Annotated in this window: 27 protein-coding genes; 8 read left to right on the plus strand and 19 right to left on the minus strand. The window is 51.8% G+C overall.

Features of this window, described 5'->3' with window-relative positions:
- Window positions 1-2: 2 nt before the first annotated feature.
- From AAGA79_RS10160 to AAGA79_RS10185, 6 genes are all read right to left on the minus strand, one after another.
- Complete coding sequence (locus tag AAGA79_RS10160) at window positions 3-1943, minus strand: vWA domain-containing protein (protein WP_411825686.1); 1941 nt, start codon at window positions 1941-1943, stop codon at window positions 3-5.
- A gap of 2 nt (window positions 1944-1945) precedes the next feature.
- Window positions 1946-2965: a VWA domain-containing protein gene (locus AAGA79_RS10165; RefSeq protein ID WP_411825687.1), complete on the minus strand. Its 1020-nt coding sequence runs from the start codon at window positions 2963-2965 to the stop codon at window positions 1946-1948.
- Window positions 2962-3471, minus strand: a complete 510-nt coding sequence (locus AAGA79_RS10170) for a hypothetical protein (protein WP_411825688.1) — start codon at window positions 3469-3471, stop codon at window positions 2962-2964. The genes AAGA79_RS10165 and AAGA79_RS10170 overlap by 4 nt, the downstream gene beginning before the upstream one ends.
- Window positions 3471-4361: a DUF58 domain-containing protein gene (locus AAGA79_RS10175; protein WP_411825689.1), complete on the minus strand. Its 891-nt coding sequence runs from the start codon at window positions 4359-4361 to the stop codon at window positions 3471-3473. The genes AAGA79_RS10170 and AAGA79_RS10175 overlap by 1 nt, the downstream gene beginning before the upstream one ends.
- Before the next feature lie 11 nt (window positions 4362-4372).
- Window positions 4373-5356, minus strand: a complete 984-nt coding sequence (locus tag AAGA79_RS10180; protein ID WP_411825690.1) for an AAA family ATPase — start codon at window positions 5354-5356, stop codon at window positions 4373-4375.
- A gap of 650 nt (window positions 5357-6006) precedes the next feature.
- Window positions 6007-6270 carry a hypothetical protein gene (locus AAGA79_RS10185; protein WP_411825691.1) on the minus strand — a complete coding sequence of 88 codons (264 nt, stop codon included), beginning with the start codon at window positions 6268-6270 and terminating at the stop codon, window positions 6007-6009.
- A 783-nt stretch (window positions 6271-7053) separates the two neighbouring features.
- On the opposite strand from AAGA79_RS10185, the gene AAGA79_RS10190 reads away from it, so the two are divergent.
- Together AAGA79_RS10190 and AAGA79_RS10195 are read left to right on the plus strand one after the other, a co-directional pair.
- Window positions 7054-8181, plus strand: a complete 1128-nt coding sequence (locus AAGA79_RS10190; protein ID WP_411825692.1) for an AI-2E family transporter — start codon at window positions 7054-7056, stop codon at window positions 8179-8181.
- Between the two features lie 47 nt (window positions 8182-8228).
- Complete coding sequence (locus AAGA79_RS10195) at window positions 8229-9230, plus strand: COX15/CtaA family protein (protein WP_411825693.1); 1002 nt, start codon at window positions 8229-8231, stop codon at window positions 9228-9230.
- A gap of 506 nt (window positions 9231-9736) precedes the next feature.
- Here the strand turns inward: AAGA79_RS10195 and AAGA79_RS10200 are convergent.
- On the minus strand, window positions 9737-9886 hold the full coding sequence (locus tag AAGA79_RS10200) for a hypothetical protein (protein WP_411825694.1): 150 nt from the start codon (window positions 9884-9886) through the stop codon (window positions 9737-9739).
- Between the two features lie 410 nt (window positions 9887-10296).
- Between AAGA79_RS10200 and galE the strand changes: the two genes are divergently transcribed.
- The 4 genes from galE to AAGA79_RS10220 all read left to right on the plus strand — a co-directional run bounded on the left by galE (window position 10297) and on the right by AAGA79_RS10220 (window position 13930).
- Complete coding sequence (gene galE, locus AAGA79_RS10205; protein ID WP_411825695.1) at window positions 10297-11304, plus strand: UDP-glucose 4-epimerase GalE; 1008 nt, start codon at window positions 10297-10299, stop codon at window positions 11302-11304.
- A gap of 150 nt (window positions 11305-11454) precedes the next feature.
- The gene (locus AAGA79_RS10210) at window positions 11455-12171 is read left to right on the plus strand and encodes a Tfp pilus assembly protein FimT/FimU (RefSeq protein WP_411825696.1); all 717 of its coding nucleotides are present in this window, start codon (window positions 11455-11457) and stop codon (window positions 12169-12171) included.
- A gap of 3 nt (window positions 12172-12174) precedes the next feature.
- Window positions 12175-12915, plus strand: a complete 741-nt coding sequence (locus AAGA79_RS10215; RefSeq protein ID WP_411825697.1) for a prepilin-type N-terminal cleavage/methylation domain-containing protein — start codon at window positions 12175-12177, stop codon at window positions 12913-12915.
- 19 nt (window positions 12916-12934) lie between these two features.
- Window positions 12935-13930, plus strand: a complete 996-nt coding sequence (locus AAGA79_RS10220) for a type II secretion system protein J (protein ID WP_411825698.1) — start codon at window positions 12935-12937, stop codon at window positions 13928-13930.
- Between the two features lie 119 nt (window positions 13931-14049).
- On the opposite strand, the gene nuoF is transcribed toward AAGA79_RS10220, so the two are convergent.
- The 8 genes from nuoF to AAGA79_RS10260 all read right to left on the minus strand — a co-directional run bounded on the left by nuoF (window position 14050) and on the right by AAGA79_RS10260 (window position 21078).
- On the minus strand, window positions 14050-15444 hold the full coding sequence (nuoF, locus tag AAGA79_RS10225; RefSeq protein ID WP_411825699.1) for an NADH-quinone oxidoreductase subunit NuoF: 1395 nt from the start codon (window positions 15442-15444) through the stop codon (window positions 14050-14052).
- Between the two features lie 89 nt (window positions 15445-15533).
- A complete protein-coding gene (gene nadD, locus AAGA79_RS10230) occupies window positions 15534-16115 on the minus strand; it encodes a nicotinate (nicotinamide) nucleotide adenylyltransferase (protein WP_411825700.1) in 582 nt (193 codons plus the stop codon).
- A gap of 9 nt (window positions 16116-16124) precedes the next feature.
- On the minus strand, window positions 16125-17339 hold the full coding sequence (locus tag AAGA79_RS10235; protein WP_411825701.1) for a sensor histidine kinase: 1215 nt from the start codon (window positions 17337-17339) through the stop codon (window positions 16125-16127).
- A gap of 7 nt (window positions 17340-17346) precedes the next feature.
- The gene (locus AAGA79_RS10240) at window positions 17347-18030 is read right to left on the minus strand and encodes a response regulator transcription factor (protein WP_411825702.1); all 684 of its coding nucleotides are present in this window, start codon (window positions 18028-18030) and stop codon (window positions 17347-17349) included.
- Between the two features lie 58 nt (window positions 18031-18088).
- The gene (locus tag AAGA79_RS10245) at window positions 18089-18994 is read right to left on the minus strand and encodes a hypothetical protein (RefSeq protein ID WP_411825703.1); all 906 of its coding nucleotides are present in this window, start codon (window positions 18992-18994) and stop codon (window positions 18089-18091) included.
- 289 nt (window positions 18995-19283) lie between these two features.
- Window positions 19284-20042, minus strand: coding sequence for a hypothetical protein (locus AAGA79_RS10250; RefSeq protein WP_411825704.1), 759 nt, complete (start codon window positions 20040-20042; stop codon window positions 19284-19286).
- Window positions 20039-20494, minus strand: coding sequence for a biopolymer transporter ExbD (locus tag AAGA79_RS10255; RefSeq protein ID WP_411825705.1), 456 nt, complete (start codon window positions 20492-20494; stop codon window positions 20039-20041). The genes AAGA79_RS10250 and AAGA79_RS10255 overlap by 4 nt, the downstream gene beginning before the upstream one ends.
- On the minus strand, window positions 20491-21078 hold the full coding sequence (locus AAGA79_RS10260; protein ID WP_411825706.1) for a MotA/TolQ/ExbB proton channel family protein: 588 nt from the start codon (window positions 21076-21078) through the stop codon (window positions 20491-20493). Before AAGA79_RS10260 ends, AAGA79_RS10255 begins: the two co-directional genes overlap by 4 nt.
- Window positions 21079-21093: 15 nt before the next feature.
- On the opposite strand from AAGA79_RS10260, the gene AAGA79_RS10265 reads away from it, so the two are divergent.
- Window positions 21094-21252: a hypothetical protein gene (locus tag AAGA79_RS10265; RefSeq protein WP_411825707.1), complete on the plus strand. Its 159-nt coding sequence runs from the start codon at window positions 21094-21096 to the stop codon at window positions 21250-21252.
- A gap of 32 nt (window positions 21253-21284) precedes the next feature.
- On the opposite strand, the gene AAGA79_RS10270 is transcribed toward AAGA79_RS10265, so the two are convergent.
- Entirely contained in the window at window positions 21285-21902 is a 618-nt protein-coding gene (locus tag AAGA79_RS10270; RefSeq protein ID WP_411825708.1) for an LON peptidase substrate-binding domain-containing protein, read from the minus strand.
- 80 nt (window positions 21903-21982) lie between these two features.
- On the opposite strand from AAGA79_RS10270, the gene AAGA79_RS10275 reads away from it, so the two are divergent.
- Window positions 21983-22861, plus strand: a complete 879-nt coding sequence (locus AAGA79_RS10275; protein ID WP_411825709.1) for a phosphodiester glycosidase family protein — start codon at window positions 21983-21985, stop codon at window positions 22859-22861.
- On the opposite strand, the gene AAGA79_RS10280 is transcribed toward AAGA79_RS10275, so the two are convergent.
- The 3 genes from AAGA79_RS10280 to rarD form a co-directional block, all read right to left on the minus strand.
- On the minus strand, window positions 22839-23756 hold the full coding sequence (locus AAGA79_RS10280; RefSeq protein WP_411825710.1) for a phytoene/squalene synthase family protein: 918 nt from the start codon (window positions 23754-23756) through the stop codon (window positions 22839-22841). The genes AAGA79_RS10275 and AAGA79_RS10280 overlap by 23 nt on opposite strands.
- On the minus strand, window positions 23756-24406 hold the full coding sequence (locus AAGA79_RS10285) for a zinc ribbon domain-containing protein (protein WP_411825711.1): 651 nt from the start codon (window positions 24404-24406) through the stop codon (window positions 23756-23758). Before AAGA79_RS10285 ends, AAGA79_RS10280 begins: the two co-directional genes overlap by 1 nt.
- A 64-nt stretch (window positions 24407-24470) precedes the next feature.
- Window positions 24471-25373 carry an EamA family transporter RarD gene (rarD, locus tag AAGA79_RS10290; RefSeq protein ID WP_411825712.1) on the minus strand — a complete coding sequence of 301 codons (903 nt, stop codon included), beginning with the start codon at window positions 25371-25373 and terminating at the stop codon, window positions 24471-24473.
- Between the last annotated feature and the right edge of the window lie 68 nt (window positions 25374-25441).

Here is a 25441-nt window from a genome sequence, read left to right on the forward strand (position 1 = left end):
AATTACCAGTCTTTCTCAGGTGATCTGAATTCCCTATCTCCACGGCTGACAGGACCTTTTTCCATATCAGCATTTTCAGAAAGTATCCTTCGCGCCCTCTCCTCAGGCGATTCATTGGGATTTTCAGCCTGTTCATCGCCATCTTCCCCCTCACCGTCTTCATCTTTGTCCTCATCCCCTCCGGCCCCATCCTCTTTTTCCTCGTCACCACCCTCACCTTGGTCGGACTCCCCGTCCCCACCATTTCCTTCGCCATTGGGATCCTTTTCACCTTCTCCTTCACCCGGTTGAGGCTGCCCCTGAGCCTGTTGCTCGGCCTGCTGAAGCTCCTGCTCCGCCTCTTCCTTTTCTTCTTTCAGAAGTTCCTCCAGCCTTTTCAGGTAGGTCATAGTTACTTCCGAGTTTCGACGGGCCAGTACATCGTCAGGATTTAATTGAGAGGCAGAATGAAAATGTCGCACCGCATCCGTCCAATTCAGAATGATAGCCTGAAAGCGGACAAACTCATTGGTATCCCCGGTTTCAGGAACCTCCGCCTCACTCATTTTCTTTAGCTGACCTTTCACCAGCTCATCAAATTTCTTCATATCCGGTGCCTCTCCTCCTTCCCCGTAAGAACTCCCGGAAAGCCCCAGCCAGCCTAGCTGAAACAGAGTGTTGCCCATCCCCTTGTGCGCCTCTAAAACAACTCCGGTTTCCTCTGATAACATCGCCCTGCTGTAGGCCATACGTGCCGCCCGATAATCCTGCGCTTCATATGCGGCAGTGCCCTCTCCCAAACGATATAGCGCTTCCTTCTTCTGTCCGTCATGTTCTTCCGCCAAAGCCCGGTATCCATCCCTGGCGTCTCCATATCGTTTATCTGCAAACGATTTCCTCGCATCAGTGGCGGGATCCGCGCTCACATCCTGTGGGCTGAAAACTAGCAAAATCGCTGCCCCTGTGGCGGCTATCCCGCGCCAGCGTGTTCCGGCAATGATCGCCCCTCCCAAAAACAATATAGCCGGCAGCAGGGCCCATTGGAAAAACTCCACCACGATCCGCGTCTGGCCAGCCTCCACCTCGAATGAATCCATCCCTTGAATCGCGGACTCAATCATGCCGGGAATATCCGAAGTACTCCCTGCGATCACATATCGCCCACCGGTTTCATTCGCCAACTTTCGGAGCACGTCCGGCTGCAACCGGCTGAGAACCTTCGTTCCCTTCTGGTCAATTTGAAATCCCCCCGGCCATTCCTCATTCGGGACGAAGCCACCATCTTCCGTCCCGATACCGATCGCGAAAATAGTCACGCCCGCACGATCAGCCTCGGCAATAATCGCATCCAGATCACCTTCATGCTCCTCCCCGTCGCTGATCACGATCAACGCATTATTCTTTTGTCCGGTTTCCTTCAGCGTATCGATGGATAGCTTGATTGCAGCCGCAAGGTCCGACCCGCCGACCGTAGGCCACTCCTCATTTACTTGCTCCACCGTTTCCCTCACCGCGGAATGATCGATGGTCAAAGGAGCGAAAAGAAAAGGAGTGCCGGCAAATCCCACCATTCCCACCCGGTCGCTCTCGAACGTTTCCAGCATTTCGTAAATCAGGATTTTAGCCTGCGACAATCGGTCGGGCTTCACATCCTGCACCCTCATACTTCTCGATAAATCCAAGGCAACCATCACATTCCGTCCGGTCGTTTTTTCCTTCTTCACTCCGGAATCTCCCTGCGGTCTCGCCATCGTTAGCCCAAGAGCGATGATAGCGGCAAAGAGCAGGCTCAGAGAAAGCCAACGGGGCAGTGGATGATCCTTCCGAATCAACCTTCCATGTAGTCTCTCGGCGGCGAAACGTCCGAGAGGCTCTTTCCGAAGTCGTCCGGCAAGCACTGCCCCGACCGCAAGAATCGGCACAGCGATCCAAACCAGCAGCCATAATGGGTGGGCAAAATTCATACTCAGGAGCTCGAACGATTGAGGGTTATATAAACTGAGAATCCCAAGGCTGCCACTAATGAAATGCCTACAAACCACGGATACAGTTCCCGATCGTCGGTGACGGTTATGCTGCGCGAAACGGTCTTTTCCAGGTTATCGATCGTTTGGAAATTCTCCTCGAGATCCTCCAAACTCTGCGCCCAGAAATGCTCGCCACGGGTAAGCTTCGCGATTTTCTCCAGAGTTGGAAGGTCGAATTCCTGCCGGGGGAAGCGTTGGATCCTACCAGAAACCCGGCCCTCTTTCGTGCCGATGGCTACGGTATAAGTTTTAATCCCCAGCGTCTGGATATGCTCTGCAGCCTCCACAGGTGCAATCTTTCCTGAATTGCTCGCACCATCGGTTATCAGCACGATAATCTTGCTTTTCGCATCACGATTGTCCAATCGGGTCGCCGCCGTAGCCAGGGCAGAACCGATAGCCGTCCCCTGCTCTTCAACCGTGCCGAACTGATATGGCAACTGGTGGAGTTTCAAATCATCCAATCCCTGTCGGAGCCAATCGTGGTCAAGCGTGATCGGACTTACCGAAACCGGCCGTCCTGCAAATGCTACCAGACCGATCCTGTCATCAGGGCGGCGTGAAATGAACGAATCCACCACCAGCTTCGCCGCATCAATCCTACGCAAAGGTGCACCACCCTTCCGGAAATCATTGATATCCATTGAGAGCGATACGTCGAAGGCGATTACAATATCGATCCCGCTAGCCACCCGGCTCTGGTATTCATTCCTCCAAACAGGCCGCGCCATTCCGATGATAGCAAAAACAAGTGATGTAAAAACCAAAGGAACACCAAAATTCCAAGCCAGCCGGTTTACCTTCCTCCCCAAGCTTAAAAGCACTCCCAGATTCGGAAAAACTACAGCTCCAGTTGCTCCCCGCCCTCTTCTCAAGGTGAGTAACAGCAGCGCCGGAAGCAAAAGCAGTAACCAGAGTGGCTGCGCAAAACGGAAGTGGGTGATGAAACTCTCAATCATGCCCGATACATCCTTTCCAGAAATTCACGCCCCTCGCTCTTCAATTCTGTGGATGAATCCACACCCTCCCCATCCGGCGAATACTTGTAGCCCGCCAACTTTGTAAGAAATAAATTCAGCTCATCCCGTAGTTCCCCAGGCAAAACCGCAAGAGCATCATTCCGTCCCACCAGCTCTTCCTGCGTCTCGAACAATGCCGGCTCTCCCAAGCTCTTGGCCAGATAGCTGCGCAAAATATATGATACTACCACCGCCTCCTTTCTAGGCTCTGTCTCTTCAAAAGTATCGAATGCTTCGACTGATTCCTCGTAAGCCTTCCGCTTATCAGCATATTCGTCGGCCTTGAACATCTTCCGCTTAAACAAAAGCACTACGCTCACGAGCACCATCAACCCTCCAATCGCGACAAGAAACCACCATACCTCGATTTCCCTCTCCGGGACGTAGTCGAGCGCACTGTTCGACTCGACCAACTCAAGACTGTTTTCAGTTCCTTCCATACTCACTATTTCCGCCGTCTTCCCCGCCGCTTCAGCATTGCGTGTAGATCGGGTAACGCATCACGGTCCGTCTGAAGCTTAGCCGAGTCGATGCCGTGCTTCTTGAATACCGACGCGATCCCTTCCGCTTGTCTCCTCATCAGCTTTTTATATCCCATCCGGAGATTGCTGTTCCCGGTGTTCACGAGGGTTTCAAAGCCGGTTTCCGGATCCACCATCACCACACGCCCCGCTTTAGGCAGCTCCTCCTCCAGAGGATCACTCACCCGCAGCGCTACGGTTTCGTGCTTCCGCGCCAATTTACCCAGCGGTTTATCCAGAGATTCCGCGTGGAAATCCGAAATCATAAAAACCAGGGCTTTTCTCCGCAGGGATTTGATAAGAAAATCACAAGCACCCTCAATCGAAGTTCCCTTCTGCGCGGGTTTTGCCATCAGAATCTCCCTGATCATCCGCAGTAGATGCCGGGTCCCCTTTGCTGGTGGAATGAACATCACCGGCTCACCGGCGAAAATCAATAGCCCCACCTGGTCTCCATTTTGCAGAGCACTGAAACCCAAAACCGCAGCAATCTCAGCGGAAAGCTCACGCTTGCTGAGATGTTTGCTCCCGAAATCCGCCGATCCCGATACATCGACCGCCATAACCACGGAAAGCTCACGCTCCTCGCGAAATTTCCGGACATAAGGCACATTCATCCGTGCGGTGACATTCCAGTCAATGAACCTAACTTCATCGCCATGCGCATATTCCCTGAAATCATCAAAATCCAGCCCCTGCCCACGGAACGACGAAAGATACTCGCCGGAAAAAGACTCACGCACCAGCCGCCGGGCCTTTAGCTCCAGCTTGCGGACGCGAGTCATCATTTCCTCGATCTGATCCTCTTCGCTCATCAGTGAAATAATTAAGGAACAGCTACTTTCGAGAGGATACGTGTCACGATCTCATCTGTCGTAATCCCTTCGGCCTCCGCCTCATAGGTCAGAAGAATCCGGTGGCGGAGAACGGATGGAGCCATATCCTTCACGTCCTGGGGCGTCACATATCCACGACCGGCCATGAACGCTCTCGCACGCGCGGCCAACGCCAGATTAATCGTCCCCCTGGGTGAAGCCCCCGCGCGAACCCAGTTCTTCAGCGGAGCATCCACCTTCACCGGAAAACGGGTGCAATAAATTAGCTCCACGATATATTTACGGATCGCATCGTCTATATAGATCTGGTTCACCAGCTCGCGCGAGGCATCCACCTGCTCGGGTGTTGCCACATTTTTGGTCTCGTAGGCAGGAGCGGAAGTAGCCATTCGATTCAGAATTTCCAGTTCCTCATCCTTACCTGGATAACCCACATTGATTTTCAGTAAGAAACGGTCCAACTGAGCCTCGGGCAGCTGGTAGGTTCCCTCCTGGTCGATCGGGTTTTGTGTCGCAAGCACCAGGAAGGGCTTGGGCAAAGGGTAGGACTTATCACCCAAGGTCACCTGCTTTTCCTGCATCGCCTCCAGCAATGCGGACTGGACCTTGGCGGGAGCACGGTTGATCTCATCCGCCAGAATAAGATTGTTGAAAATCGGCCCAAGCTTCGGCTCGAACTTCATTTCCTCCGGATGATAGATCATCGTTCCTATCAGGTCCGCCGGGAGAAGATCGGGAGTAAATTGAAAACGTGAAAACGTAGCCGAGAGCGATCCTGAAAGAGCCTTAACCGCCAGTGTCTTTGCCAAGCCCGGCACACCTTCCAACAAAATGTGACCACTGCACAACAAGCCTACCAACAAACGATCCACTAGATCTTCCTGACCAACCAATACCTTGGCCATTTCTGCCTTTACCGCTGAAATCCAGCCGCTGCTTTCCTCGATTTTCTGCTGCAATTCTTCCGTTGTCATAAAATTCGCTTCCGACAGCTTGCCACTCCCGTCAGACTCTGCAACAGGCAATCGCAAGGAATGCTTATCGGTAACGGGGACGGACTGCCATTTCCGTAGGCTCACCGCAGTAGGGACAACGGAAGTAACCTTTCAACAGGATGGTTTGAGCAACTTTCAGAGGGTGACTTCCAAAAATCTTTCCAGCCGTTGAATGCTTCGAACATCCACGGTTAAGGAAAGGTGGCATCATACAAAGCGGGCACTTTAGCTTTGCACTTATGATAAATCCTAGAACCAGCAGAATAAACCATGCTCCGAAGGCGATGGCCCCGAATCGAAACAACTCGCGATCATAAGTGACAAGCCCCCACCCCATCAGTCCTAAAACGACAAGTAGGCAAAGCCATCTCAGAACGAGAATCAGCGATGAAAGCCGATAATCTATAAGGGAGGATTGGGAGGGAAGACGATGCATTTGGAATTTTAATGAAAAAACCGTAGCCTCATACAGACCAAGTTTCATCGTTTTAAATCTTGAAGCAGTGGATGGAAAACCAATTTTTCTCCGATTAAAATACTTATCATAATTGGAATCCCTTAAAGTTGCGATCACTCCGATAGAGATTCTCTCCTCACGTAATCCGAACGGAAAAGGCCCAGCCCAATTCTCAGACAATTCCTAGTTTGAGAAACAGTGATATTCCAAGCTTGATCGCGCCTGATTCACCCTCTTTTCCTTGGAAATTTTCTGCGGAAAATCCTGCAAAAATAATTTTCAGAACACATTCCAGCATGAAGAAAGCAGGATAAATAACGGGAAAATAGGGCCTCTTAACCGGATAGGAATCGCCCCCAGCATTTTGCCTTGCAGCAGTGCTTCGCGCATATAGTCTCCACCAACGTCGTTGATCCACAAGATTGACGGTGAGCAACAACAACAACAAATAACTACAATGAACCTGATCAAAATCGCAATCGTCTCCGCACTTGCAGCCTTCGCAGCAGCTTCCTGCTGCCCATCAGAGCCTACTACTCCGGCACCTGCATACCAAGCGCCTGCTAAGTAAGGACGATTTCAAGCTAACCCTACCCGTATTTAGATACGGGTGGGGTCTTTTCATCAGAAGCCATCAATTGTCTTTCCAAAAATTCCCAAAACGTTAAAAGAAACCCACTATGTTCCGTCTGCTACTTGCCACTTCTTCCTGCGTAATCGCAGTTCTCGCCACCTCATGCGGTTGTTGTACAAGTGATGCTGAGGCACCGCCTCTGCGTCCTCTTCCGCAATTCCAAGAAATCCAGACGGAAATCGAGTATACGAAGTAATTCGTCTCGAATTTTCCCTTTTCGGAAAGCATCTGTCTCTTTTTAGGGGCAGATGCTTTTTTATGCCTGAAATTACGTTCTCGGAGAATCTCCTCATGATTGGGCGATACTTTCTGACCTTGGACAACGTTTTTAGGCTGCTTCCCCAATTCAAGCGATGGAACCCGCATTTGTTTGTCCAGCCCTCTCAATTCCATCGGTAAATCCACCCATGATGTGCCCACCCGCCGGACATCGGAGAGAATCCGTATTCAGCCGATCTCTTCGACCGAGTTTTCTCTCTAAAAAATCGATAATAAGTTGCGGGAATTCCACGTCCGTCGTCTAATCTTTAACAAATGGTGACACAGGCGGAGCAAGGAAAGATAAGAGCTGGCAAAGCTCTCTTCATGCTTGCCGCACTGGTCCTGGTCATTGCCGGACTCAAGCTGGCTCAGAGCTTTATCGTCCCGATACTGATCGCATTTTTCATCGCCACAGTCAGCTTTCCCCTCCTGAATTTCCTTAGGGTAAAAAAGGTTCCCAAACCCATTGCCGTTTTACTGACGGTAGCCGTGGATTTTGTATTTTTGGCTGCTCTCGCACTACTGGCCATCACTCTCATTGGTGATCTACAGGAAAAGTGGAACAGTCGCTATGCGGCGGAAGTCTCCACGCAGATCCGGGATGGATCGGAGTCATTGGCCATCAAACTCAACGAATACGGAGTAAAGGACGCCAAGGAAAAGATCAACGAAGCGGTAAACAACAATCTGAGCAACCTTCAGAATATCCGCTTCGAGAGGATCTGGGACTTTGGCACCGGAGTTCTCGGCCGCGTGGTCGGCTTTCTAGGAACTTCATTGATCACCTTGGTGATCACAATTTTCATGCTCAGCGAGTCCCGCATGTTCGGGCGCCGACTGGAAGCCATCAGTCTTGCCCGCGGCCCGAACCTTACCCGAATGCTTAGTGCAACACGGGATATCCAACGTTTCCTGGCAATCAAAACAGCAGTCAGCCTTGTTACCGGACTTCTCGCGGGCACTCTCTGTTATGCTGCAGGACTTGATTTCTTCGTCCTCTGGGGAATTCTGGCGTTTTTCTTCAATTTCATCCCTGTGGTTGGATCAATCGTAGCCGGTGTTCCGCCTACAATACTTGCGCTTTTCGTAGCAGGCCTTCCGAATTCAATCCTCGTTGCGGGTGGATATCTCCTTATCAATAATTTCCTGGGGAATTTTGTGGAACCCATGCTGGTTGGCCGCCGCTTTGGTATTTCAACTTTGGTAATAGTCGTCTCTGTTGTGTTCTGGGGATGGCTCTGGGGACCACTCGGCATGCTCTTGGCTGTGCCTTTGACCATGGTCCTGAAAGTTATACTCGAGAGTAGCGATGAGTTCCGCTGGATCGGAGTTGCCATCTCAGCGGAGCAACCGGCCGGATCGGCGGAGAAGAAACTCTTGGAAGTTACCCCGCCGGCAAAGACGTCCCCACCTGCCGAGGTCGTTACAGAGACCTCCGTCGAAAGAACATAGAGCGATAGCTAAATTAGCGACTCACTTTGCTCTCAAGAAATTTTTAGATGAAATTTAATCTCTACCAAAAGCTGGCTACGGCGGCACTCGTTTCTGTTATATTCCTGATGTTCGTAGGCGCCATCGTTCGCGTCACCGGTGCTGGTATGGGTTGTCCGGATTGGCCCACCTGCTGGGGACTACTGATTCCCCCTACTAATGTGGATCAAGTGAACTTTGACAACCTTCCCATCGAGAAATTCAAAAAGAAAGCTGAACGCATGGGCAGGGACCCGGCATTAATCACCCCTGAGAAGCTGGCCCAGGAATTCAACCCACAGCATGTCTGGACCGAGTTTGTGAACAGGCTTTGTAGTCTTCCTGTAGGCTTGTTTTCCGTAGCCACATTCATCGCGAGTTTCTGGCAAAGGAAGAGGCGCCCCGCAGTTTTCTGGTCGTCCTTCGCCGCACTTCTTTTGGTTTTGGCGAATGCAATCATGGGTGCAAGGGTCGTCTACAGCGGACTCTCCCCCGGCGTCCTTACAACTCACCTCGCGCTGGCGATGTTACTGATTTGCGTCCTCGTTTATTGTGTGTGGGCTGGCTGTGACAAACCCTATAAAGTCGCTACCACCTCCCGCCTACTGCCGTCCAAGGTGCTCGTAAGTCTGTTGCTATTTACCGTAATCGTCGAAGGTATCTCGGGTTCACAAATACGCGAGATGACCGACGAACTTGCCAAATTTCATGATTTCGCACCAAGGGAAACCTGGATAGTCGAATTGGAAGGCTCATGGCTCTACCTATTCCACCGCAGTTTCTCGTGGGCCATCTTCTTCATCACTCTGGCTGTATTCTACATTTCCAGAAAGCATCAGGAGAAAGGAGCAACACCTACCCAGTATGCGGTCATCGCATTAGTATTTGCCCAAATGTTCCTCGGTCTGATTATGGCACAGGTCCATATATATTCCTGGGTGCAGGTGCTTCACGTCGGCCTGGCAGCGATATTACTATCTTTGGTTTTTCGCTGGTTTCTAACTATACCGAAACAAGAAACGCCCGCCTGATTAAAACAGGCGGACGTTGTGAGTTCGTAGATCTAACCGATCATAAAGGCAATTTGCCTAAATCCTGTTAGCTTCAGCGTTTCTCTCGGCCCTTGTTCCGCTAGCCCGTTTAGGTTGACTAGGCCCTTCCTTCCGCTGTGGAGCCTGCTTCTGAGGTGCGGCCTGTCTTTGCGGTGATGCTTGTTTCTGAGGTGATGCCTGCCTTTGAGGGGTCGCTTGCCTCTGGGATGAACCATTTTTCTGCTGGGTCTGCCTCTGAGGGCCAGAGTTTTGATTTCCGCGATTATTCTGGGAATTTACAGAACGATTTTGATCATAGCCTGAAGACCCCCTGTTTCCACTATCTCGCACATTTCTGGAATCGTTGCGCTGTCCGTTATTGTTGCGGTCTCCACCGTTGGATTTACGCTGCTGTTCGTATCTATCTCGATCCGAATTTGAACGCTGGTCCCGTGAACGATCGTCATGGGATTGATTCCGTCCCGGGGAATTATTGTGATCTGGTTTCACATTGCGTGACCAGTCACGTCCCAGCCCTTGGTAGCGTGAACCTCTGTCACGATAGTTGGTGAGATTATATTCACGGACACGGCTTGGCGGCGGGCAGTAGGATCTCCCGCGGCTCCATCCATGCGGATGCGGAGCGCCTGAAACATACCGCGGTCTGTAGCCTACCGGGTAGTAGCCATACAGATAGGGATCGTAGTAAGCTCGGCGATTGTAATCGTAATAAGCACCAGCGTAAGGATCATAGCCCCAGCGGGAATTGCCGGTGGCAACAAAAGTCGTAGTGGAAAAGCTTGAATTCCCGTAACCATAGCCATCTCCATAGCTGGAATAGGACGACCCGGAGTAGTATGGATCATATGCGCATGAGCTGAACGCACCTAGTGCAAGTCCAATCACAAGCCCGACAGATGCTTGGCGAAATTTTTTCATAACTCCCTATAGACTACCAACAGTCCCTCCCTATTCACGCTTTATTGTGAAAAAATCAGTCCCCGGCACTTCTTAACCTGTGCGGACTTGCCATGTAGCGCGCATGCTGGTTGGCTAACACCAGACAATGTCCAATCAAACCATTCTAATTACAGGTGGCGCAGGTTATATCGGTTCACACACCGTGCGCCAGCTCGCAGCCCAAGGAAGAAATATCGTAGTCCTCGACAATCTTGCATACGGGCATCCAGAAGCAATTATCGATAAATCAGTGGAACTTGTGATTGGTAGCGTTGGAGACCGAGAGCTTGTCCGCGCGCTGTTCGAGAAGCACAACTTCGCAGCTGTCATCCACTTCGCAGCATTCGCCTATGTGGGTGAATCGGTGACAGACCCATTGAAATACTACTGGAACAACACCGCTGAACCTGTCGCCCTGCTCCAGGTGATGCAGGAATTTGACTGCAAAGCTTTTGTTTTCTCATCCACTTGCGCCACCTACGGAAAGCCAGCCAGCATACCGATCGACGAGTCGAATCCGCAAAATCCGATCAATCCATATGGTCAGAGTAAACTCATGGTCGAAACGATCCTTTCGGATTGTGATCACGCATGGGGTCTGAAATCCGCCTGTTTGCGTTATTTCAATGCCAGCGGCTGCTCTGCTGACGGCCAAATCGGAGAGGACCATAATCCTGAAACACACCTGATCCCGCGTGTATTCATGGCAGTAACCGGCGAAATTGATAAACTTGAAGTTTACGGCACCGACTACCCTACCCCGGACGGAACGTGCATTCGCGACTACATTCACGTCGAAGATCTTGCAAACGCTCATGGGCTTGCTGTCGATCATCTGATCTCAGGAAAAGACTCCGTGAAATGTAACCTCGGGACAGGAAAAGGAATTTCAGTGAAGGAAATCATTACAGCAGTGGAAGAAGTGACAGGTAAAACGGTCCCTGTTTCCTATGGCCCACGTCGTGAGGGTGACCCTGCTGAATTGATTGCAGATCCTTCCCTTGCAAAGCAAGTTCTCGGATGGTCGGCCAAGCAAGGCGATGTGAACGAAATCGTAAAATCCGCGTGGGCCTGGATGAGTGGACCCCGAAAGGGACGATTCACAAAGAACTGATTTTATCGGATAAAATATCTGAAAGAAGGGTGACCGGCTCGGCGAATCGTGTGATCGTTGTATCTGCGATGTATTGACATTATTTCTTGCGAAATCAGAAATTTCACGCCAGTTTAATTGAACGAAGTTCCCAACTTCTCACCAAAACCCATGAAAAACTTAAGATCTACCTTGGAAACAAGACGATCTCAACTGAGCCGTGCCTACGGCTTCACTCTCGTTGAGATTCTCGTGGTCATTGCCATTGTTTCAGTCCTCATGACAGCCGGTGCAATCGGCCTGGGGAACCTTACAGCAGGCAAAGGCACTTCCAGCGCCCTCGCCACAGCTGAATCGCTCTTCAACGAAGCACGTACTCTGGCCGTTTCTAAACAAACGAATGCCCGTGTGATGATCGATATAGACGATGCCTCATCAGAAAACTACCTTCGCCGAATGGTCGTCGTCTACCAGGAGCTCGATGATGACGGAGACCCTGTCTCAGGTTCCTGGATTCTTTCCAGCCGTGGCTTCACCATGCCTCAGGGAACCTATTTCAGCCAGGTCTACTCAACCCAGGAAGGATCGGGCGATGCATTCGGAACCGAATCGATAACTCCCAAAAATGAAGCGGGCTCGCCGATAGAAAATTACAGCGCCAACTACACCTACTATGAATTCAATTCGGAAGGAATCTACGCGAGTCCAGGCACCAACTTTGTAATCGGTTCCGGTGTAAAACCTCCTGGTCAAGAACCGAAGACCACAGCTTCCGGCGGAAAAGATTTCGCGGGCTTCGTCATCTGGAGAAACGGAAGAATATCATCCTATCGCAGTCCGGAACAGGTGGACGGACTCGATAGCCACTCCAACTCTGATACTTTCTAGGATATGATCAATCAATTTAGACAATCTTTAAAAAAAGAGAGAGAGGGCTTCACCCTTATGGAAACGGTGATCGCCATCGGCGTGCTTGCCGTACTTCTCACCGGATTCATCGCCGTATTCGCCCCAGCGACCCAAGGTATCCGGCGCTCCATCAGTATTCAACAAGCCGGTCGCCTGGTCAGCACCCTGGAAAAGGAACTCACCACCCTGCGTACCGATCCCACCACCGATATGGCCACAGGGTTTGACAAGGCATTTACTTGGGTCAAGGAAAGCAACACACCCGGAAGCGCACTCTTCATTTACCAATACCGAGGTGATCCAGAAAATCCCAGGGACGAAGATGGCACTTTGACACCTGTCCCCGACGCCACCGGCCAACCAGGCGTCGATTACGTGGTGCAATCCATCCTCAGAAGACTCGATGACGATCTTTTTTCCGAAGATCTTGCCGCACTTGAAGGCCAGATCTTCTACGTAAAATTGACTCAACTGATCTCCGACACCACCGACGGTGGTTTGGTGGAAGGAACACCCGGAACAATCCAGTCCGCCTCAACGAGCGGTGGAGGCGGAGCAGCTTCTAGCTCAAGCGAGTATGAGGAAGCGGCCATCGCATTTGTGGCTGATTTCTACAACGTCCCGACCAAAGCAGAAGCTTATCTCACAGGAGATGATTTCTCTGAACTATTTGAGAAGAACGAGAAGCCTGTCTTCAGCAGAAACATGGCAGTCCGCCGTTGAACCAATTTTTCAATATATCGTGAAAACCCAATCTACTAAATTCCAACAAGGCTTTACCCTCATCGAGCTCCTCGTGGCCATGGCCATCACTACAGTGATAGTTACCATCTTGGTTTCCATCACCTCCCTTGCCTTGGAAACTTTCAACAGAAACCGTGTCGAAGTTAGCGCCGCCCGTCAGGGAGAAGCCATGGTCGATACCATCGCAAATGACCTCGAATCGCTGGTCATTCGCAGCGGCAATAACTTCGAATGGCTCTACGCAAAATCGAACCCTCCAAGTGATGGCCCCAACGGCACCACTAGTCCGAACAGCCTCGATCTTGTGTTCTTTTCCTCGGTGACTGATCGCTACAATGGAGAAATCGGAGAATCCGATGACCAAGGTGGTGATGTCTCCACGCTCGTTTATCAGCTGGCTTACGAAGATCCGATAAGCGATGACGAAAAATTCAAATCCTTCATTCTTTATCGAAAGCTGATCAATCCGGACAAGACTTTCGGATCAGGCACCTCTTCAGGCACCTTAGGCACCGTCTACACAACTCCCTCCAGCGACGATCTCTTTCAAGCAGCCGAGGACGCGGATTCTGACCCATCCATTACTGGGAATGAAATCTCCAACGCGGCGAACTTCATCTGTGAAAACATCTATCAATTCACCATCACCTTTCATGTGGATGTGCAGATCCCCTCATCAGGGAGCGATGGATCATTCACCACCCGCTCGATTCAAATCCCGATCACCAGCGACAATTACGATCAGGACCCCTTCAAGATTACTGGAAATGGAATCATCTCCGAGACTATTCCCGCCGGCTTGTCGGGTGAAACAGATAGCGAGGAGATCCTCCAATCCGGAAATCTTACCGCTGTGGAAGTCTCACTTTCTGTGCTTTCCGACTTCGGCATCGAACAAATGCGGAACCGCAACATGTCCGGCACTGAGTTGAATGAATTTGTCGCGAAGAATTCCTACCAGTATTCCAAGTTGGTCCTCGTTCCAGGGGGCTGATCCTCACAAGTGGCTATCGCGGTAAACTCCGCGAGTCGCGTCCCGTCGAAGCAAATTTCTCCCTCCGACAGGCCGTTAAACTTTCAAAGCCGCGCTCTTGGAGACGCGGCTTTTCCTATTTATTGGGAGACCAGGAACTTACGCTGGGCAACCGCTTCGGGATTCAGCGGTTTCTCGGTATCCTCTTCGACTGTATCTTCCAAAAGTTCATCACGGAATTTTGCGATGATGGCTTCCACAGGCCAGGATGAGGCTTCTCCGAAAGCACAAATAGTGCGGCCATCGATTTGATACGCAACGCTTTCAAGCGTCTCGATGTCCTTGGCGGTAGCCTTTCCGTCCACCAGACGATCCGAAATCTTCTTCATCCAAGTGGAGCCCTCGCGGCACGGTGTGCACTGCCCACAAGACTCGTGAGCGTAGAAAGAATTGATGTTGTTCAACACCCATGACATTTTCCGGCTGTCATCGATGACGATCACACCACCGGAACCGGCCATTGACCCACAGGCGGCAAGAGAATCGAAATCCATTGGGATGTCCCAGAATGCAAGATCCTTCTCGGATCCATCAGGACCCTTGATTTTGAAAACCTCTTCAGCGCGAAGAATTTTCGAGGAAGAACCTCCGGGAATTACCGCTTTGATTTCCCGCCCGTCCTTGGGGCCGCCACACATGTCGTAGATCAATTCCCGCATGGTTACCTTCCCTACCTCCACCTCAAAGTAGCCTGGCTTCTTCACATCACCCGAGACGCAGAGGATGCGGGTACCTGTATTGCGAGCCACACCCAATTTTGAGTATTCCTCACCGCCCATGCGGACAATGTGCTTCACGTGACAGAGTGACTCTACGTTATTAACGATGGTCGGGCACATGTAGAGACCGAGTGCTGCTGGAAAATAAGGAGGTTTGATCCGTGGATATGGTCGCTTACCTTCCAGTGACTCGATTAGACCTGTCTCCTCCCCACAAATATATGCACCAGCACCACGGTGCACGTAAATTTCGAGGTCAAAGCCGGATCCAAGCACATTGTCACCCACAAAATTTTTCGCCCGGGCGTCTTCGATTGCTTTCTCAACGATTAGGGCAGCTTCGGGAAATTCCTCCCGAAGGTAGATGTAGGCTTTGTGTGCACCTGTCGCAAAGCAGGAGATCACCATACCTTCGATCAACTGATGCGGGTCTTGGTGAAGAATGTAGCGGTCTTTGAAGGTTCCCGGCTCAGATTCGTCGCCATTGCAGATGAGGTAGACAGGCTTAGTGTTATTTGGAGGGATGAATGTCCACTTGATCCCGGTTGGGAAGCCAGCTCCTCCCCTACCGCGCAATCCGGATTTCTTAACTTCCTCCGTGATATCCTTGGGAGCCATTGCGATGGCTTTCTTGAGATCATCATATCCACCATCGGACATGTATGTTTCGATGGATGGGTCCCAACCCTCGCGATCAATATTTTTGAAAATCAATCGATACTCGCGGTCGTGGGGCTTCTTGGTGTAGGAAATCATAAGTAGCGGGCCAAATATGGATGTTTCGGGGAAGAGGGCAAAGCCGGAATGAGGATTTCGTGAATTTTTTCACTAGCGCTCGGTGACTTTCAAGCACCAGCAGAACCTTTGACCTCACCGCCCCTCATTTCAGATAGCACTGTGGGGTTCAGATACGGAATATCCGCCTCTCCCTCCTCCAATGCATGTCGGATAGCTGAGGACGAAGCGGGATGCTCTCCATTGACCACCACGTAGTTATATTCCTCCCTCGCTTCAACCTCTTGCCCATCCCGGGCAAGTACGATGAATGACGCGTGATTACCGATGATCTCAGGATTCTTCCATCTATCCAAAGCAGACCATTGATCTCCTCCCATGATCCAGAACCATTCATACAAGGGATGCTTTCCTGCTAGCTCCTGAATGGTCTTGAACGAATACGACGGCCCCTCGGTTTCAAGTTCGATGGGTTCTATTTTCGCCCAAGGAATATTCTGAAGAGCGATTTCCAGCCATTTTACGCGATCCTTTCCACTGCTGGGGGGATTCGCTGTCTTATGTGGGGAAATCCGGCACGGTAGAAACCAGACTTCATGGAGGTTGGCCGCATCGAGTGCCAGTTTTGCCAGATGAAGATGGCCCTCGTGGACCGGGTCAAAAGAGCCTCCGAAAATTCCAATTTTCCTCATGGGAGGATCCTACTCACTTCCATTGGGAAGAGTCATTAGGAATTTGGTCTCGCGCCCGGGGGTTGAAGTGACGGTGATCGTTCCATTATGGGCTTCGATTGCCCTTTTGACGATGGACAACCCTAGGCCAGTACCTTTGATCTCAAGCTGTGAGTGGTGTTTTTCCACGCGGTAGAACCGACGGAAAATGTGAGGAAGATCGGAGCTAGGAATTCCCACCCCATTGTCAGCTACCCAGATACGCACCCATTTTTCCGTTTCCTCGGAGCCGATCTCGACGTGCAGATCCTTGTAGGGATTCTGCTTGAGAGCATTTTCCACCAAATTAAAGAGGACCTGAGTCCAATAAAACCGGTCTCCCATGATAATAAAATTTTCGTCATGTAGAGACACGTTCACAACAGCTTTCTGACCTTGGATCAACGATTCAAGCCTCTCCAGAACATCGCGCACGCAGGAGCCGAGCTTGAAGGGCTCGATATTCACCGCTGAAGCCTCGCCCGATTCCAGTCGGGAAATTACCAGCATGTCCTCCACTATCCTGGAAATCCGATCGGTATGCTTCCTCATTACAGAGAGAAACCTTCGCGCAATTTCCGGATCATCAACCATGCTATCATCGAGCAGGTTTTCCAGATAGCCACTAATGATGGCAAGCGGGGTGCGCAGCTCGTGGGAGGCATTTGCTACAAAATCTTTGCGGATTTGCTCCAGCTGGTGTTCTGAAGTTACATCTCGGATCACAACGCGCATGTTGGGGTTTCCTGTGGGAGTATCTGAAAGCGGAGCCGCATCGATAACCCACGCGTTGCTTCCACGGGTTTCGAGATCGCCAAGCGGCGAAGTTTGCTGCGGTAAAATAACCCGGGATTGTACTGGTTCACCCGTTTCCAGGCAGCGTAGCAGCGCCTCTGCAAGCCTCGTATCCAGAAATGCCTCCTGCACGGGACGTCCGATGAGCGAACGCCCCATGAAAAGATTCCTTGCCGCAGAATTGGCAAAACGGATGTCACCCTGTGCGTCAATCAATAGGAATGCATCGCCCAGAGCATCCAGAAGACGATCACGCTCTGCTTTCGCCTGATCAAGGTCCAACTCCAGACGGAGCTTCCAAGCTTTGACCTGCGATTCAAATTCCTTGCGAGATTTCCGCAACAGCAGAATCTGAAACAGCAGGTACAGTATTCCAAGAGCAGCGACTGCAATAATTACTTTCTCAAACATATGGTATCTAAGGAGCCGGAGCGACCACTTGATAGCCAACACCGCGAACGGTTTCAATCAATGTGCCATGATCTCCCAACTTTTGGCGAAGGCGTTTCATGTGCGTGTCGAGGGTACGGCTATGAACTTCATCACTATAGCCCCAGACCACCCGAAGTAGCTCATTCCTATCTTGGGCCTTGCCTGATCGCTCACATAGATACAGCAGGAGTTTGAATTCCGTGGCAGTAAGATCTGTAGGCTCATTCTCGAGATAAAATTTCACCGAGTTCTTATCAAACCGAAATGGCCCGAATTCGTATTCGACCAGCCCGGGGCTGGAGTCGACCCTCTTCAGGATCGCATTTACCCTCAGAACAAGCTCCTTCGGGCTAAAAGGTTTCGTCAAATAATCGTCCGCACCTGCCTCAAGTCCCTGAATCCGGTCTTCGGTCTGGGCACGTGCGGTAAGCATGATCACAGGAATATTCGATGTTCTGGAATCCCTGCGGATTTCACGAAAGACTGAGTAACCGTCACGGCCGGGAAGCATCAGATCGAGCACTACCAGATCGGGGCGCTTTGTTAGGGCCATCTCGGTACCGGCGATCCCGTCATGGGCTTTCAATACCTCGTAACCTGCCCGTTGCAGGTTGAACATGATTAGATCGGCTATATCTACTTCGTCTTCGACGACTAGGACTTTTTGCATCTCCGGTGTTGTAAGGCACTAAATGGTAAGGGAGGACCTGCGGAATGTGACATTTTAGTCACAGCATATCAGCCTCGATGTAACTACCCGGCTTCGTCGTACCTCCGATGCCGATTTTAACACCAGCTTCCAGCGAGGTATTCACTCCTGTCCTGACACCATCTCCGATAACAGCACCGAATTTCTGCCGTCCGGTATCAATCGCTTTGTTCCGCACCATGGAAAAGTGGGTTTTTCCATCGTGACGATGGTTTTCTGTCCTCGTCCCGGCGCCAAGGGTAACATGTGAGCCGACAATAGAATCTCCGACGTAGCAATGCCTTGAAATATAGGTGTTTGGATAGATAATCGAGTTTTTCACTTCTGCTCCATGGCCGATATAGCAATCGGCACCAATGCTTGTTGCGCCGCGAATCAAGGCGCTCGGCCCGATCACTGTATTAGCTCCGATGACGACCGGGCCCTCCACTACGCTTCCAGGCAAAATCTTAGCACCACGCCCCAGACGTACGTTGCCTGAGATTGTAGCAAGAGGACTAACTTCCCCGATCAGGGTAGTTTCATCCATCAGGGCTACCACTTCCTCGTTCATCTTCAGGAGATCCCATGGATAAACGACGGGGAAACAACCTGCCTCGGTCCGAATCTCTTCCTCACATTCATCGGGATCATCGAAGCCTTTCCAAGCCAACAATACCCCATCGGAATCACAAAGCCGTGCGCTCTTCTCATTCCTTCCCAGCATCAGAATAGAGCCAAGTTCCAGCCACGTATCGATTGGGATTCGAATCGTTCGTGGAGTGGCTTCGTGAGGCGCCACCAGCTGGAAGCCGGCAGTGATAAGTTCCGTAGAGAGCAGGTCGACCATCGGCGTGTTTGCGATCAGACACTCGGAGAGATCCCTATTGGCCGTGATCGGCGCGCAGAATACGTCGTGGTTTGGAGGCAGAAATGTAGCTTGCATGGGTTTCTTCTACTACAACACCGCCATCGGATATTTGACACTACATATTTTCTAAAAAACTTAGCCCAATGATCCGTTCTTCCTATGTAGGTTAAGCTTATCGCAATGCTGACAGTGAACCAAAGTCGCCTCATGTTCAGAGAGGAAAATCGTCCCACACAGGCGGCAGGTAACACGGAGCCTCTGAATTCGTTTTTCCGCGGAGATCTGCAGAACACGGGAAATGACCGTCGCCAGGCCAGCAAAAAGAAGGCTCGCGCAAATCACCAGTGTCACTACTCCATTTAGACTAATTTCCATCTTTCGGCATATTTTCAAACTCCAGGCTCAGCCCAATCCACCGCTCCACGTCCTCTGAAGGAGCGAATTTCACTCTACGGAACCAGGCTACCGTATCCGCCACGACTTCCTGATCCTCTCCTCCCAACGCAATACAATGCTCGACTGAGCCATCGGCGCGGACACCAAGCATAAATCGCCACAGCGAAAAATTTGTAGTGCCTGAAACAGGGTAATTGTATTCCGGGAGCTCGGACGGCATCCATCCCTCGCTTTCCACGTTGAACGGAGTCAGCACAGGCACTTTTGTATACTGGGCAGCCTTGATTTTACCTCTGTCACTGCTATCCCCTTGTCCAATTCGCTCAGGGAAAAAGCGAGTCCCCTTCCGTGCATAGCTTTCACGATGCACCTCCTTCCCATCTTCCAACTCCCGTGGCTTTAACTGATAGCTCCCCCAGCCGGTGTCCGCATCGCTAAGTGCGCTTTCCAACATTTCCGACACTATATCCCGGTCCTCCATATCAGAACCTCCGGGAAACGGACCCTCCTCTTCCGCCCGCATTTTCCATATTTTCCCGAAATCATTGTTCGGAATTTCAATCATCGAGGCAGTTTTAGTCACCCTTTCCGGCCCTACCGGAAGAGTGACCTGCAAAGCAGCGAAACATACGACAAACAGGAGCAAAGCAACTGCGAGCGAAGCAATCTTTCTCCCCCTGTGAAAGTCCTTCGTATCCCAATCAAATATTAGATCGTCTTTGATCATTCGTCTGGCTCAGCCTCCGAGTCCCCAACATCCTCGCCCACGCGTGATGTGCCCACAAGAGCGAGCTTGAAACCTGTATTCATGATCATCTCGGAAACCATCCGCTCGGTTCCCACCTGCACCCCCGCATCTGTTTTCAGCAAAACAATTGCCCGGCTCATATTTTCGTCGTCCTTCAGTAATTCCAGCTTCTCCTGAAGTTCTTGAACGCTCACCGATTGACGGCCCAGATGAATTCTTGGCTCCGGGCTGCCAGGTCCCACGGTCACCACGATCGACTCCCTGAATCGCTGTAGCTGAAACTGTGACGCAGGCAGCTCAACCGTTACACCGCTTTGGCTCAAAAACATCGGCCCCATCAGTAGCAGCATTGTCACCAGAGCAAATAGATCGAACAGAGGTAAAACATGCAGGAACCCCGGTCGCTCGGAGAGTGTTGTCTCCAGCTTCATTCTTCGCCGGTTGGCTTAGGTTCACGCTTTCCGCGGCCTCCGCGTTTTTTACCGAGAACCACTTCCCCCCTGAATGGAGCGTATTCCTCTTCCTCTCGTGCATCCGCAATCATGTGCACCACCTCTATTCCCGCTCTCTCGATACGGCTTATCAGCCTTTTTGCCCTGCTCAGGAAATAGAGATAGAAAATATACATCGGCACAGCAACCGTCAGGCCGATGACCGATGTCACCAATGCGGTAAGCACACCTGACGAAAGCTCTCCCGGACCGGAAATCCCGCCCTGTTCGGTGACCCGTTGAAAGGCATCAACCATTCCCAACATGGTGCCAAGCATCCCCACAAGTGGCGCCAGTAGCGCTACAGCCAAAATCGCACGAATATTCTTCTCGATCCTTGGAACCTCCAACTGTCCCGCCTCTCTCACGACATCGCTCAAGTCGCGCCTATCAAGATAGTAGCGCAAAAGACCGGCATGTGCCACCCGCCCAACTGGACCAGGAGCCCTCGCCGCCTCATGTAAAGCTTCGGCAAAGGCACGGCGTTTCACATGCAGACCCAGCCCCACGAGCAGCGAGCTCACATTGATCCTAGCCCGATGGAAATAGAACAAACGCTCTACGATGCATACCGCTCCAAAAAAGCCCAACGCGAGCAGGACCCATACCAATGGACCTCCATTCTCTACCAATCCTGTCGCCTCCCACGCTCCCAAAATCATTCTGCCTCCAAGCTAGCCCTCCAAGGTAGTTTCTAGCAATACCGAAAAATCAAACTCCGTGCATCATTTCAGCCCGGATCGAACTCTTTCTGAAAAAATTCACATAGCCTCCCCACTCTTTCTCCCACGCTATCCATCTCCAGAAGCTCCTGTCTCAGATCCGGATCGCGGACGAATTGTTGCGCCACTAGATCGGACATCAGTCCCGGCTCATCCGCCTGCTCCAGCAAAATCATTACACTTGCCTTGATCTCCTGATCCATGTGCGCAACCGCATCCTCCACGGAACCGCGCAGCGTTTTCATCGCCGCCTGTGCCTGACCCGCTTCCAGCGGCACACAAGGCAGCGGTTCGATCACCGCACACGGGTATGCTTCGTCATCCAGCCATTCGGAAAACTTCACCCGAATCACGCCATGTAGCAGTAGATGGGACGTTCCATCCTCCCCCTCTTTCGATGCACGCACCAATCCTGCTGTCCCCACCCTGGATGCCTTTTCCTCTTCACCCGGACCCTCCTGCATATCTCTGGCAATCGCGAATATGCAGTCACCCTGAAGAGCATCATCCAGCATCTTCCGGTAGCGCTGTTCGTAGATAAACAATGGCAACCCGCCATGCGGAAACAGCGTGCAATCTGGCAGCAACATCACGCCGCATTTTCTCGGGAGGCTCAAACCTGTCATATCTCCATCCTCGCACCCCATCCTTCCATCCGCAACCCGCGACCTTGTCAGGCGCCAAAATGCAGGATTCACTTACCCGCATGCGATCACTTCTAGCGGCACTTTCAGCCACATGCCTCCTTATCAGCTGCCAGCCGTCCGCGCCAGTTTCATCGACTCGCGCCAACCAGTATAATGTGGAAGCACCAGTCGCCAAACTGCTTCCTACTACCGATCCGGCTCCCCAGACCCTCAGCGACACTAGGCCACCAACCATATCCCCGAAAAATCTTCCCACTCTGACATCGGCAAGCCTTTCACGGAAAACCATTTCCGGCATCCAATTCGAGGGGGTTATATTCGACTCCCGCACCTACAAGCTCTCCGTCGTAGACCAACCGGATGGCCCGGGCAGCCGCTATGCAACATCACAGGATGTAGCCTCCGCAACTAGCTCACTCGTAGCAATCAATGCAGGATTTTTCACCCCCGAGGGCGCACCCCTGGGCCTCGTGATATCCTCGGGAAACACTTCCGGTGCCTGGAACTCCGCATCGTCGCTAGGCACCGGAGTATACCATGAATCCAGTTCCGGCTTTCCGGAAATCAGCCGACGCACCTCACGATCCGCCGTCTCCAGTTCACGTGAGCTTCTCCAGGCAGGGCCACTCCTCGTTGAAAACAATAGAAGAATCGGCGGCCTGAGCTCAGAGAAATCCGCAGTCCGCTCGATCCTCCTCACCGATGGCTCAACCCGTTGGTGGATTGGAAAAACCTCCTCATGCACGCTATCGGCCTTGGGAGATGCATTGTCGTCCGCTTCTCCCGCATCCTGGAAAGTGAAAACCGCGCTGAATCTCGATGGAGGACGCTCAACCGACCTTTACGTATCCTCCGGTATTCCAGGAGGCCCAATCAACCGTCGCGGCTTCCTCAATCGCCCGGTAAGAAACTTCTTTATCCTGAAAAAAAGGCAGTAAGCAGGTGGGAGTAAACCCTACTCCGTGGCACCTTCACTCCTTCTCTCAGTCTCGTCAGCGAAGCCCCCTTGAGTATCCCCAAAGTATCCTCTGCGATCAGCGCCGGTAAACTGCTGGCCATCCGCAACCTCCTCATCTTCAAATACTTCGCATACCCGCGCCCGCACTGGACATATCCCATCGCAATCTCCCGCCACTTCTCGAACTCCTTCATCAGCGCCGCTTCATCCCGGCTATCGCTTACCGGTAAATAGCATCTCCCGTCGTCCAGATCTTCGGCCAAATCGCGTAAAATATTCACCAACTGGAGTCCCCTCCCATACCTTGCGGCAGACTCCAGCAATACCTGCGGTTCCTCATCGGAAAATTTCCGTCCCAGAGTCTCGTATCCAAGCTTTGTCCAGAATACGCCCACACAGCCAGCCACCTTCCAGCAATACCCCTCTAGTTCATCTCCGTTTTTCAGCGAAACCACCGCTCCCCGAACACCGTCTTCACCGAAAACCTTCAGATCTCCCCTTTGGCCATCTACTATAATCGCCAGAACCTCCCTAACCAAATCCTGCTCGGCGACAGGAAGCGTGCGCAGCGCATTCAGCACCTCTCCATGCCGGCGCAGCAATTCCCGCTCTCCCGAATCTTCGATTTTAGAGAAAAAACTCTCCGGCCAGGCCACACCCTCAACGCCAAGCTCAATTTCTTTCTCAAAATCGGTCAGAAATTTCAGCCTATCCTCCACCGGGACACCCACTGTATCCGCTATCGTATCACTGGCACGGGCCAATAAATACGCAATGCTCGCCGGCCGCCTCATAGGCTGCGGCAAAAACTTCAGGCTCAGATAAAACGAGCGGGAAACAGCCTTTAGAACCTCCGTTTCCAGCCCACCAGCCATCACTCTTCTATTGCCAGAATTCTTCCGCAATTATCACACTGGGTCACTTCCAGTCCCCTCTGCACCGCAATTGCAGTGGCAGCTATGACTTTCACATGACATCCGGTGCACTGCCCCGCTTTCAGCGTGGCGATCGCCATTCCGTCCTTTGATTTCATCAGCTTCCCGTAAATCGGCAGATAATCTTCGGAAACCTCTTTCACCAAGACATCCCGTTCAGCCTGCACTTCTTCGAGTTTTGCCTTCAGCTGTGTGTGGCGCTCTTTGATCGTGATCAGGTCGTCATCCACCACAGTCTGGGTTTTTGCCAACTGCTCCTCGGCGGCCTTCTGCTTTACTCGGTAGGAATCCACCTCCTCCATTGCTTCCAGCTCTTTCGTTTCATAGTCATCCACCTCCTTCTCGTAGCGTGTGATTTCATGCCCGAGCGCATTATACTCGTCGTTCTTTTTAGTCTCAAACTGTTGGGTCTGGAGGCGTTTGATCGTGTTCCGGCGCGTTTCCGCATCCATCTCGATTTTTTTCACTCTTAATTCCACCGCCTTCAGTTCGTCGTGGACCTTCTGCAAAACCGCTGTATCACCTGCCAGCTTCTGCCTGGCCCGGGCCTCATCCTGCGGCAGCTTATCCAACTCTTTTTTCAGGGACATCAAACGCCTGTCCCTATCCTGTAAAATCAGCAACCCACGAATCTCTTCCAACATGCTGAAATTCCTAACCACCTCCCGCCCCGTCCGCAAGCCCCACGTTCCTCTCATTTCTCCTTCGTAAAATGCCATCTGCGGCGTAAAGCCCGATTGCCAACCAGATCAGCCCGAACGACATCAGCCTCAGAGAGGTCATCGGCTCGCCATACATCCGCCACCCGATAAAAAACTGCAAGGTAGGCCCAATGAATTGGAGCATCCCCAATGTCCCCAGACGTATCCGCTGGCTGGCGAACGCGAAGAGCAACAATGGTGTGGCGGTAGCCACTCCGGTCCCCGCCAGAAGCAGGCCATTTGAGACGCTCCCTCCGAATGCCTCGGAGAAACTGCCACTCTGCCAGATCAGCCATCCCAGGGCCAGCGGCACCAGCAGACTCGATTCTACGGTAAGCCCTTCCAGCGCGCCCAGCTTTGCTTGTTTCTTCACCACCGCATACATCGAAAAGGTGATCCCCAGAGTCAGCCCCACCCACGGAAAATGACCAACTCCCGGCATCTGCAAAAGCACACCGCCGAAGGCAGTCAGAATCGCCACCAACTGTAGCCGGTTCTGCTTCTCGCCGAACCACAGCGCGCCAAACAGCATATTGAAAAACGGATTTATGTAATAACCCAGTGCCCCTTCCAGCATCCTGTCATTCAGCGTAGCCCATACATACAGCACCCAGTTCCCCCCGATCAGTAGCCCGGAAACCATGTGCCACCCGATGATTCCTTTATCGAAAACGAATCCACGCCCTCTCCATAGCAACAACGGCCATACCACCAAACACGTCCAGATCGTCCTCTGTGCAACAATTGAAACCGGGCTCATACCCTCCAGATGCTTCCAATAAATCGGCAGCACACCCCAAAGACCAAAAGCCAGCACCGCCGCCAGCAACCCTCTTCCATTTACCGTCACAGCCATCGTCTAGTCCCTCCCATATTTTTACGCAAACCCGGACCGCATTCATCCTTGAGTTTTTACACTCGAAA

The sequence above is a fragment of the Luteolibacter sp. AS25 genome, from assembly GCF_046736275.1.
Classification (GTDB): Bacteria; Verrucomicrobiota; Verrucomicrobiia; order Verrucomicrobiales; family Akkermansiaceae; genus Luteolibacter.